Here is an 11,526-nt window from a genome sequence, read left to right as displayed (position 1 = left end):
TTCCTCCTTTTGATTTTTCGGTGACAGCTTTCTTTTTTGCTGTTTTAATTGAAAGATCATGATGCCACGAGGGCAACAAAAAAGGTAACAGAAAAAGTCCCTTACGGGATTTCTGTTACCTGATAGACGTTCTTTATGCGCAAACTGACTTCTGTAGTCACTATCTTTTTAAAAAAAGCTCCGGCCCGCCGACTGTACGACAACGCATTTTCCTGTACAGGAATCTCACCTGTTCGCCTGAAAGCTTCCTTTCATTCAATTATTCACCTGACTTCATTATACAAATGAAGTCAGGTGTTGTCAAATCAAATGTTTTTTAGTTCTCTTTTACGATAACCTTATCCAGGTGCCAGATATCATCTACATACTCCTGAATGGTTCTGTCGGATGTGAACTTACCGCTGCATGCTGTGTTCAGAAGTGCCATCTTCGCCCAGCGTTTCTCATCTTTGTATGCTGCCTCAACACGTTTCTGTGCTTCTGCATAGGAACGGAAGTCGCCAAGGATGAAGTACTGGTCAGGTCTCGGCATGTTGCGTTTGTCGAGAAGTGAATTGTAGATGTCACGGAACATCTCTGTATCGCTGGAGAAGGTTCCGTTGATCAGCTGCATCAGTACCTGACGGATCTCCGGATCTGTGTTGTAGATGAAGTCCGGATCGTAACCGCCGTTGTTCTCATAGTTGATGATCTGGTCGGAGCTCATACCGAAGATAAATGCATTCTCCTCGCCAACCTCCTGTACGATCTCAACGTTAGCACCATCCATGGTTCCAAGTGTCGGAGCACCGTTCAGCATGAATTTCATGTTACCTGTACCGGAAGCCTCTTTACTTGCTGTGGAGATCTGCTCGGAAACATCTGCTGCCGCAAAAATGATCTCAGCGTTGGATACACGGTAGTTCTCGATGAATACAACCTTCAGCTTACCGTTGATAGAAGCATCATTGTTTACAACATCTGCCACACAGTTGATCAGCTTGATGATCTTCTTTGCACGTGCGTAAGCTGCGGAAGCTTTTGCACCAAAGATAAATGTTCTTGGATAGAAATCCATCTCCGGATGTGCCTTGATCTGGTTGTACAGATAGATCACATGCAGGATGTTAAGAAGCTGACGTTTGTACTCATGAAGTCTCTTAACCTGGATATCGAAGATAGAGTGCGGGTCAACCTCAACACCATTGTGCTCCAGGATATATTTTGCAAGACGCTCTTTGTTCTTGAACTTGATGGTCATGAACTCCTGAAGAGCCTTCTCATCGTCTGCGTAAACTTTAAGCTTGGAAAGCTGGGAAAGATCTGTGATCCAGTCCGGTCCGATCTTGTCTGTTACCCAGTCAGCCAGAAGCGGGTTTCCATGAGCAAGGAAACGTCTCTGTGTGATACCGTTTGTTTTGTTGTTGAACTTCTCAGGCATCATCTCATAGAAATCCTTCAGCTCCTGATTCTTGAGGATCTCGGTATGAAGGCGTGCAACACCGTTTACAGAGTAGCCTGCAACGATCGCAAGGTGAGCCATCTTAACCTGTCCGTCATAGATGATCGCCATCTTCTTAACTTTCTCGAAGTTTCCAGGATATTTCTGCTGGATCTCAAGAATGAAACGACGGTTGATCTCCTCGATGATCTGGTATACACGCGGAAGCAGTCTGGAGAACAGCTCGATCGGCCATTTCTCAAGTGCCTCGGACATGATGGTGTGGTTGGTGTAAGCACAGCATTTTGTTGTGATATCCCATGCCTGATCCCAGCCAAGACCTTCCTCATCGATAAGAATACGCATCAACTCTGCAACTGCAACTGTCGGATGAGTATCATTCATCTGGAATACAACCTTCTCATGAAGCTTGGTAATGTCGTCGTGTGTTTTTTTGTATTTGGCAATCGCTGCCTGAAGGCTGGCAGATACGAAGAAGTACTGCTGTTTCAGACGAAGCTCTTTACCTGCCATATGGTTATCATTCGGATAAAGCACCTCTACGATAGTACGTGCAAGGTTCTCCTGCTCTACTGCGTTGTGATAATCACCCTTGTCAAAAGAGTCAAGGTTGAAGTCTACGATCGGCTCTGCATCCCAAATACGAAGTGTGTTTACAACATCGTTGTTATAACCTGTGATCGGCATATCGTAAGGAACAGCCTTAACTGCCTGATATCCTTCATGGATGAATTTATTCTCGTTCTTCACCGGATCCCACTCAACGCGTACATATCCGCCGAAATGAACCTCTTTTGCATACTCCGGACGACGGAGCTCGAAAGGATAGCCGTTCTTCAGCCAGTTATCCGGTGCCTCTACCTGATAACCGTCACGGATCTCCTGCTTGAACATACCATAACGGTAACGGATTCCGCATCCGTATGCACAGTAGTTCAGAGTTGCAAGAGAATCCAGGAAGCATGCTGCCAGTCTTCCAAGTCCACCGTTTCCAAGAGCCGGATCCGGCTCCTGGTCTTCAATGCAGTTAATGTCAAGTCCAAGCTCCTCAAGAGCCTCCTTAACCTCGCCGTATGCACCAAGGTTGATCAGGTTGTTTCCAAGGGCACGGCCCATAAGGAACTCCATGGACATATAATATACGATCTTCGGGTCCTGTTTTTCATACGCCTTCTGGCTCTTGAGCCAGTTGTCAATGATCACGTCCTTCACAGTGTAGCTTACAGCCTGAAAGATCTGCTCCTGTGTAGCCTCTTCCAGTGTTTTTCGATAAAGGAATTTTACGTTTTCTTTTACACTTTTTTTGAATTCCTCTTTCTCAAACTGCTTGTCAATCATTAGTTTTCCTCCTGTACTTTGGATACTCCCAGTGTTACAGCCTCTTTGTTGATGTTCCACTCCTTGGTGTAACCCTCTGCTTCTCCCAGAATAATGTTTTCTGCCAGTACTTCACGTTTGATCTCATCCTGGTTTGCTTTCATGATATCCATGATCTTATCGTTATCTTTTGCATAGACAATGATCTTGTCCATGACTTCAAAACCAGCCTCTTTACGCATGGTCTGAACCTTGCTGATGATCTCGCGGACAAAGCCCTCCTGGATCAGTTCAGGTGTAAGGTTTGTATCAAGGACAACGGATGTCTCACCGTCTGTCTCTGTAACATAGCCCTCGGTCTGGGCTGTTTCGATCAATAAGTCTTCCTCTGCAAGCTCAACTTTGTTTCCGTCAATGTCAAGAACGAGAACACCATTTTCTCTCAGTTCTTTCATTGCTGCGGTTCCGTCGATCTCGGAGAGTGCGGTACGGATGCCGTTCAGAAGTTTACCATATTTCGGTCCTACTGTACGAAGCTGCGGTTTGAAGCTGTAGGAAATAAAGGATTCCACATCATCTGCAAATTTCACTTCTTTTACATTGAGCTCATCTGCGATGATATCTGTGTAGAATTTATCCATCTTCTTCTCAGCTTTTACATACATGGTTCCGATCGGCTGACGGTTCTTGATGTTTGCGGTATTTCTGCATGCACGTCCGAGAACAACGATCTCAAGAAGCTCTTCCATGTTTGCCTCAAGATCCTTGTCGATCCATGCCTCGTTTACCTTCGGGTAATCGCAGAGATGGATACTCTCCGGAGCGTTTGCATCAATGCTTCTTACAAGGTTCTGGTAGATATCCTCAGTCATGAACGGGATCATCGGAGCTGCAGCCTTGGCAACTGTTACCAGTGCTGTGTAAAGTGTCATGTAAGCATTGATCTTATCCTGCTCCATGCCCTTTGCCCAGAAACGCTCACGGCTTCTTCTTACATACCAGTTACTCATATCGTCAACAAATTCCTGAAGTGCTCTTGCAGCTTCCGGAATCTTGTAGGAACCAAGATCCTCATCGACAGTCTTCACCATGGTATTCAGCTTGCTGAGCAGCCATTTATCCATAACCGGAAGCTTATCGTAATCTAAAGTATATTTAGTTGCGTCAAAATTGTCAATGTTCGCATACAGTACGAAGAATGCGTAGGTGTTCCACAGAGTGCTCATGAACTTTCTCTGTCCCTCTACAACTGCCTTGCCGTGGAAACGGTTCGGAAGCCACGGAGCACTGTTGATGTAGAAGTACCAGCGGATGGCATCTGCACCATATTTGTTCAGTGCGTCAAACGGATCAACGGCATTTCCCTTGGACTTACTCATCTTCTGTCCATTCTCATCCTGTACATGTCCCAGAACGATTACGTTCTTATATGGAGCCTTGTTGAAAAGCAGTGTGGACTCAGCAAGAAGGGAGTAGAACCATCCTCTTGTCTGGTCAACAGCCTCAGAAATAAAGTCTGCCGGGAACTGCTGCTCAAACAGGTCTTTGTTCTCAAATGGATAATGATGCTGTGCAAAAGGCATTGCTCCGGAATCAAACCAGCAGTCAATTACCTCCGGTACACGGTGCATGGTCTTGCCGCAGTCCGGGCACTTCATGGTGATATCATCAATGTATGGGCGGTGAAGCTCGATAGTCTTCGCACGCTCGTCACCACTCTTCTCATAGAGATCCTGGCGGCTTCCTACGGATTCCATATGTCCGCACTCACACTGCCAGATATTCAGTGGTGTTCCCCAGTAACGGTTTCTGGAAATACCCCAGTCCTGAACGTTCTCAAGCCAGTCACCGAAACGTCCCTTACCGATGCTCTCCGGAATCCAGTTGATGGTGTTGTTGTTGCGGATCAGATCATCTTTCACTGCTGTCATCTTGATGAACCAGGACTCACGTGCATAGTAGATCAGCGGTGTGTCACATCTCCAGCAGTGCGGATAATCATGCTCGAATTTCGGTGCGTCAAAAAGTTTGCCCTCTTTGTCAAGATCTGTGAGGACCATCGGGTCCGCTTTCTTAACAAATACACCGGCGTATGGTGTTTCTTTGGTCATGTTACCCTGTCCGTCTACGAACTGTACAAACGGAAGATCATAATCACGGCCAACACGGCTGTCATCCTCACCAAATGCAGGTGCGATATGAACGATACCAGTACCATCGCTCATGGTAACGTAGCTGTCGCAGGTTACGAAGTGAGCTTTTTTGTGCTGTTTTGCTGCTGCCTCTCCTGCACATGCAAAAAGCGGCTCGTATTCTTTACGCTCAAGGTCTGTTCCTTTGTATTTCTCAAGAATCTCATATGCAGGCTCGTCATCCTTTGCAAGCTTGCCGAGAACTTTGTCCAGAAGCGCCTCTGCCATGTAGTATGTGTAGCCGTCTGCAGCTTTTACCTTGCAGTAGATCTCATCCGGGTTTACACAAAGTGCAACGTTGGATGGAAGTGTCCACGGTGTTGTTGTCCATGCCAGGAAGTATGCATCCTCACCGACAACCTTGAAACGAACGATTGCGGAACGCTCTTTAACAGTTTTGTATCCCTGGGAAACTTCCTGTGCGGAAAGCGGAGTTCCACAACGCGGGCAGTAAGGAACGATCTTGAAACCTTTGTAAAGAAGGCCTTTGTCCCAGATTTCTTTCAGTGCCCACCACTCGGACTCGATGAAGTTGTTGTCGTATGTTACATACGGATGCTCCATGTCAGCCCAGAAACCAACGGTAGAGGAGAAATCCTCCCACATTCCTTTGTATTTCCATACGCTCTCTTTACACTGCTGGATAAATGGCTCAATTCCGTACTCCTCGATCTGCTCTTTTCCGTCAAGACCAAGCTTCTTCTCAACCTCAAGCTCAACCGGAAGTCCGTGAGTATCCCATCCTGCTTTTCGCGGAACCATGTATCCCTTCATTGTACGGTATCTCGGGATCATATCCTTGATAACTCGTGTCAGAACGTGTCCGATGTGTGGCTTACCATTAGCGGTAGGCGGTCCGTCATAGAATGTGTATGTCTCGCCCTCTTTACGGCTGTCCATACTCTTTTCAAAAATCTTATTGTCTTTCCAGAATTTCTCAACTTCTTTTTCGCGGTCAACAAAATTCAGATTCGTGTCAACTTTACGATACACAATTTTTACCTCCTGTGTCTGATTACTGGATGCTGTCTCATTTATAAGATGCAGCGGTTTATTTCTTCACAGATACTTGTTCGTGCCAGTGTTTCTTTCGGGCACTTATAAAAAAAGACCCCATCCTGTAAAAGGACGAAGTCTGATTCGCTGTACCACCTGTTACATTATACGGGCCTGTTGTCCGGTTCCCTGCGCCCTCTTATTCTTAAGCTGCCAGGCTCCTGTGCCATGTCTTCCCATGGCGGACATTATCGTATCTGCCGATATATGTTCCCTGTAACGGAGGAAATCCGTCAGCTCTTACTTAAATGCAGTTCCGCATACATACGCTGAAAAACTGCTCCTGGCTGTTGCCGGCAAACTTCAGAGCTGAAGCTCAGGAGTGATATTCTGCCATACTTATTCACCACGGGCTCACACCATCCCCGTTCGCTGAAAGCATCTGCTGTAAGGCTTTCCGTATAACATACTGTCTCCGTCATTGCTTTTTCTATATACGGTGTATATTATAGGTTGAGAAAAATCCATATGTCAAGTGTTTTTGGCGGATTTCGGTGGTTTTCCTCTTATTATATGTATGTTCACTCTCTCTTAATGGAAATTTCACAGACTGCAAGTGGTTTTTCCAAAAAGAAAGTGGTATACTACTACAGAATCTCGTTTATTATTTGAAAGGTATTTTATGATGAACATTATGAAAAAACGATCCATGCGCCGGATCTTTGCAGGTATTCTCTGTATGGGAGTTCTGTTTACAGGCGCTGTGCCCTGCAGTGCTTCCGCACCCCTGGGCTATGATGAATACGGCGATCCTATTGTCACCGCAACCCCGGTTCCGGATAGTCAGGCCGGCCAGAGTACGCAGGCTGCTGTCACACACTCCGCTTATTATGCCCAGGCTGCCGATACAGATTCCATTGACGGCTGGCCCACAGGCCCCAGCATAGAAGCCCAGGCTGCCGTTCTTATGGATGTAAACACGGAAGCCGTTCTTTATTCCAAGAATGGGGATACGCAGCTTTACCCGGCCAGTATCACAAAGATCATGACCTCTCTTCTGGCCTGTGAAAACATCAGCAAAAAGTCCAGCATCGTTGTTTCCGAAAGCGCGGCTGCCAGCGTATCTGCCGGAGATTCCAGCATCTATGCTGCCGCCGGAGAAAAATTCACCAGAGACCAGGCACTGATGGCAGTGATGCTTCAGTCTGCCAACGAAATGTCCGTAGCTGTTGCCGAGAAAGTTTCCGGCTCCGTAAAAAAATTCACAGAGCTTATGAACTGGCGTGCGAAGCTTTTCGGCTGCAAAAATACGCATTTTAATAATCCCAACGGTCTCCCTGATGAAAACCATTACACCACTGCTTCCGACATGGCAAAAATCGCGAAATCTGCCTGGATGAACCCGCTTTACCGCAAGTTCTGCACCAGACGTTACTATGAGATTCCTCCTACAAACAAATTTGCGGAAGCAAGGCAGCTTCTGAACCACCACAAGATGATCAAAAACGGGGAATATTATTACGAAGGTGTTCTTGGTGGAAAAACAGGTTACACAGATGCATCCGGAAATACACTCGTCACCTATTGCAGGCGTGGAAATACAACACTTGTAGCAGTGATCCTGAATTCTACTTCTGCCGCAAACGCCTATGGTGACACTGCTTCCCTGTTTGATTATGGTTTTGGAAATTTTGAAAAAACAGATATGAAAGTGTCCATGGAACCAGTCCCGTTTAAGGTACTTCCATGTGATAAATATATTCTTAAGAACAACGGAAATACTTATCCGTTTTATTATAAGACAAAGGTTTATGTGACTTTACCAAAAGGAATTGACAAATCACAGCTTACCAAACGCCAGGCCGTTCTCCAGAATGCTGCCGGCCCGCTGCGTCTGAAAAGCAAATATTATTACAAAAAACAAATGGTTGGCTGGGGAATGCAATACGAACGGAATGTCGTATCAGATCTTCTTGTCCAGGCTTCTTGAGATTTTTCTGCGGCGGAGAGATTCGTGCTTTTCACGGATTTCATCCGCTGCTTCTGTATCTTCTGCTTTCAGGGTTTTTACCCCGAAATATTTTCCCTCATCGGTTTTTCGGATTCTGATCTTCCCTGCAACGGGTCCATGCTCGTGGCAGAGGGCAAGGCTGTAATATACCTTGGAATTGTTGGTACTGAACCAGCGGATCTTCCGCTTGGCAGGGCATCTGCAGATAGGACACACCGTGCTCACCATAGTGCGGTCCTTCATCAGGCGTTCTTTTGATACAAATTCCCTGGATACAAACTTATCATGATCTGTATAGGAAATATAAATTTCCTTCTCTTTTGATTTTGGATTCTGGTATACATCCAGGGATGGATGACGGATCATGCAGGCTTCATCAATCTCCAGAAGGATTCTTGCCGTATAGCTGGCATCAGCCAGTGCCCGGTGAAAATCCCGGTTCTTCGGCAGTTTCAGATAATCGATGGCATATTCCAGGGAACGTCTGGCAATTCCATCTTCAAATTTCACACTGAAAAGCTTCTGCACATCGTAATAATGTACCGGGCCCGGGATCAGCTTCAGAAGATTATAATATTTCATATTACGCTGAAGCTCCATTACATCCTGATTCCCCCAGGTAAAAAAACGGTACTCCTCTCCACACCAGTCCAGAAATCTGCGGATCGCTCGTGGAAAGGGAATTCCTTTTTCAAGCTCATGATAATCCACATGGATCACTTCATGAATGCTGTCGTGGATCCAATGGTACACTTTGGGCTTGATCAGGCACTGGAAGGTGTCGATGATCTCTCTTTTTTCATTTAATTTTACTGCCCCGATCTCAATGATCTCAAAAGGGAGTCGACTGTCCGGATGTTTTCTTCCATCCGGATTCTGGTTCCATTCCAGGTCAAATACAATATAGTTCATGGGTTTTCTGTCCTCTTATCTGACAGTTTCAAACCGGTATCCCGTTTCCCGGTCACAGACTACTTCACGCTTTCTGTCCGGTTACTGAATAAATTGCTTCAAACAATTCCTGCTGAAAGCTTTCGGTATCTGCGTCTGTCAGGATCATATCTTTTATTTTTTCTTCATCGTGCAGCCACCAGCGGAAATCACACAGCATGGCACCTCGTCCGGCTCCGTCAGAACAGTCCACATCCAGGATCGCTTTTTCCATCTTAAAGAATTCCGGATGAAGCAGATACATGAAAGGTACTGCGTCATGGATACTTGCCACGCAACGGTATTTGGATGAATTTTCAAGAACATATCCTGCCATATCGCCGCAGGCTCTGGCAACCGGATTACCGGACTGACATAGCTTCATGATCTGGTTTCTGGTAAGATTACATTTCATCGTGGCATCCAGTCCACACATAACAAGGGGAATCCCTGCCTCAAACACGATCTTGGCAGCCTCCGGATCCGCATAAATATTAAATTCCGCTGCCGGAGTAACGTTTCCGCCTTTCACAGCACCGCCCATAAATACGATCCTTCGGATCTTATCTTTTACTTCCGGAAAAACTCTCAGAAGCAGCGCAAGATTGGTCATAGGTGCTGTCTCGATAAAAGTCACCTGCTGTCCTTCCGGAAGATCATCCAGTATCTCTCTGATAAAAAATACTGCATTGTCTGATGCAGCCTTCGTTCCTGTTTCCGGAAGTACGCAATGTCCCAGTCCTGTTTCCCCGTGGAATTCTTCTGCATGAATCACTTCTTTTACGAGGGGACGTTCCTGTCCTCTTGCCACCGGTACTTTCAGTCCGTAAAAATCTACCAGTTCCAATGCATTCTTCGTTACTTTATCGATGGTCTGATTTCCGGCAAACGTTGTTACTGCAAGAAGTTCTATCTCATCCTGATGCGCTGCTGCATACGCCAGTGCAATACCATCATCGATCCCCGGATCGCAGTCCATGATAACCTTTATTTTCTCTCCCATATCTTCACCCTTGTAAAAACCTTCCCGAAATTTATATATACTGTCCTGAAAAACTCTGCTGTAATAATTTTTATTTCCGCTGTTTACCTGTCCTCAAGTATAACAGAGTCGAAAAAAAGTGTAAAGATATGAAAAAAACCCTCTGCCGGGGCATGGCAGAGGGGTGAAAAAAAGGGGGTTACATTTATTTAAACAAATGCAATGTGCAATTTGGAGTTTTGAAACGTATCCAATGTCTGTTTGGGTTGTTCCGGACATTGTTATTACTTAATCAATGGCAATGAATTTCTTCTCTTCTACTTCTTTCTTGGTCTCTTCTTTCGGGAATGTCAGATGAAGGATTCCGTTGTCGTATTTCGCATGGATGTCTTCATGCTTGATACTCTTACCAATATAGAAGCTTCTGTTGCAGGTTCCAGTGTAACGTTCTCTTCGAACATATTTACCTTTACCGTCCTTCTCATCCTTTTTCTCTTCTCTGGTTGCCTGGATGTTCAGATAACCATCCTTCAGCTGGATCTTCACATCTTCTTTCTTAAATCCCGGAAGATCGATATCCAGTTCATAATTTCCGTCAACATCACGGATATCTGTCTTCATCATATCTTTCACCTGAGGATAAGCATTGGCAGCTGCCTGACGGCCTGCAGGATATCCCATAAAATCATCAAATAAATCTTCTCCGAAAATACTTGGCATTAACATAACTCATTCCTCCTGATCTATATTCGCTGCATATTATGCAGGCGTTTTTAATTTACTGTTTCTGAAAACTCTGTAAGAACTTTCTCCGGAAGATTTCTTTTTCTCTCTTCCTTTGTTCTGTATGTACTATAACACGCATTATTAGCACTGTCAAGAGGTGAGTGCTAATTATTTTGTGAAGAATTTGTGAAGCCTTGATTTTATGCAATGTCATTAACTTAAAGCAGACGATATTTATTCTAAAAAAATTAGATGTCTTCTGCTTTTTTTTATATGCTTATATTGTAAAAAAAAACCATGAACCTGCCGCAGAAAAGGATGTGATGCTGATGAAACATTCTCAAAAACGTACATTCATGGACATAGAAAAAATGAGTTCTAATGAATTTAAGGCATTTTGTCGGCAGACGGCTCAGACATTAATATTCCTACCACTGCTGAAACGCTGGAACTGTATGGTTCTGCAAGCCGAAAAAATACAAAACCCCAGGCTCAAATAGGATTAGGCTGTATCTATGATGTAATGAATCGCATGATACTAGAAAGTGATTGTAACAAAGTAAAATTTGATGAGATGCGCCTGGCATAAAAGCAATTAGAGCGAATACCGGAAACAATAGGAAATATTCCATTTATCATTATCATGGACCGAGGATATCCTTCTACACCTGCGTTTATACATATGATGGATAAAGGTATTAAATTTATCGTACGTTTAAAAAGCAGTGATTATAAAAAAGAATAAAGCAGTCTGTCGGAAAATGATCAATTGGGTCAATCGGATATTCGCAATCCGCTTTCGCTACTTGCTCATAACCGAATAACTGTTCCGCAGTTTATCAGGAGGGGCTTGTACCCCTCCTGATACAAGTAAGTTGAATAATCCGGGGTGAAATCCATCACCTGTCCGGCGTATGGAAATCAATGTTCC

Annotated in this window: 6 protein-coding genes; 1 reads left to right on the top strand and 5 read right to left on the bottom strand. The window is 44.8% G+C overall.

Translation table 11 applies throughout. The features are described from left to right. Window positions 1-316 precede the first annotated feature (316 nt). Together G5B12_RS13640 and ileS are read right to left on the bottom strand one after the other, a co-directional pair. The gene (locus G5B12_RS13640) at window positions 317-2,779 is read right to left on the bottom strand and encodes a glycogen/starch/alpha-glucan phosphorylase (RefSeq protein WP_174088495.1); all 2,463 of its coding nucleotides are present in this window, start codon (window positions 2,777-2,779) and stop codon (window positions 317-319) included. Then, a complete protein-coding gene (gene ileS / locus G5B12_RS13635) occupies window positions 2,779-5,943 on the bottom strand; it encodes an isoleucine--tRNA ligase (RefSeq protein WP_174088494.1) in 3,165 nt (1,054 codons plus the stop codon). Before ileS ends, G5B12_RS13640 begins: the two co-directional genes overlap by 1 nt. Before the next feature lie 685 nt (window positions 5,944-6,628). On the opposite strand from ileS, the gene G5B12_RS13630 reads away from it, so the two are divergent. Beyond that, entirely contained in the window at window positions 6,629-7,936 is a 1,308-nt protein-coding gene (locus G5B12_RS13630) for a D-alanyl-D-alanine carboxypeptidase family protein (RefSeq protein WP_244096098.1), read from the top strand. Here the strand turns inward: G5B12_RS13630 and G5B12_RS13625 are convergent. The 3 genes from G5B12_RS13625 to G5B12_RS13615 form a co-directional block, all read right to left on the bottom strand. Next, window positions 7,910-8,869, bottom strand: a complete 960-nt coding sequence (locus G5B12_RS13625; RefSeq protein ID WP_118062216.1) for a 3'-5' exonuclease — start codon at window positions 8,867-8,869, stop codon at window positions 7,910-7,912. The genes G5B12_RS13630 and G5B12_RS13625 overlap by 27 nt on opposite strands. Window positions 8,870-8,933: 64 nt before the next feature. Continuing rightward, entirely contained in the window at window positions 8,934-9,890 is a 957-nt protein-coding gene (locus tag G5B12_RS13620) for a nucleoside hydrolase (RefSeq protein WP_118062217.1), read from the bottom strand. Window positions 9,891-10,157: 267 nt separating this feature from the next. Next, window positions 10,158-10,595: an Hsp20/alpha crystallin family protein gene (locus G5B12_RS13615; RefSeq protein WP_118062218.1), complete on the bottom strand. Its 438-nt coding sequence runs from the start codon at window positions 10,593-10,595 to the stop codon at window positions 10,158-10,160. Window positions 10,596-11,526 lie beyond the last annotated feature (931 nt).

Origin of the sequence: Blautia sp. MSK.20.85, from assembly GCF_013317245.1 — a bacterium.
Lineage (GTDB): Bacteria > Bacillota > Clostridia > Lachnospirales > Lachnospiraceae > Blautia_A.
This window is presented reverse-complemented; position numbering and strand designations above follow the sequence as displayed.

What these genes read in the sequence shown, in the direction of transcription:
- G5B12_RS13620 (WP_118062217.1), bottom strand. Translation starts at nt 9,890, where the DNA reads ATGGGAGAGAAAATAAAGGTTATCATGGACTGCGATCCGGGGATCGAT.
- G5B12_RS13625 (WP_118062216.1), bottom strand. Translation starts at nt 8,869, where the DNA reads ATGAACTATATTGTATTTGACCTGGAATGGAACCAGAATCCGGATGGA.
- G5B12_RS13615 (WP_118062218.1), bottom strand. Translation starts at nt 10,595, where the DNA reads ATGTTAATGCCAAGTATTTTCGGAGAAGATTTATTTGATGATTTTATG.
- G5B12_RS13640 (WP_174088495.1), bottom strand. Translation starts at nt 2,779, where the DNA reads ATGATTGACAAGCAGTTTGAGAAAGAGGAATTCAAAAAAAGTGTAAAA.
- G5B12_RS13630 (WP_244096098.1), top strand. Translation starts at nt 6,629, where the DNA reads ATGATGAACATTATGAAAAAACGATCCATGCGCCGGATCTTTGCAGGT.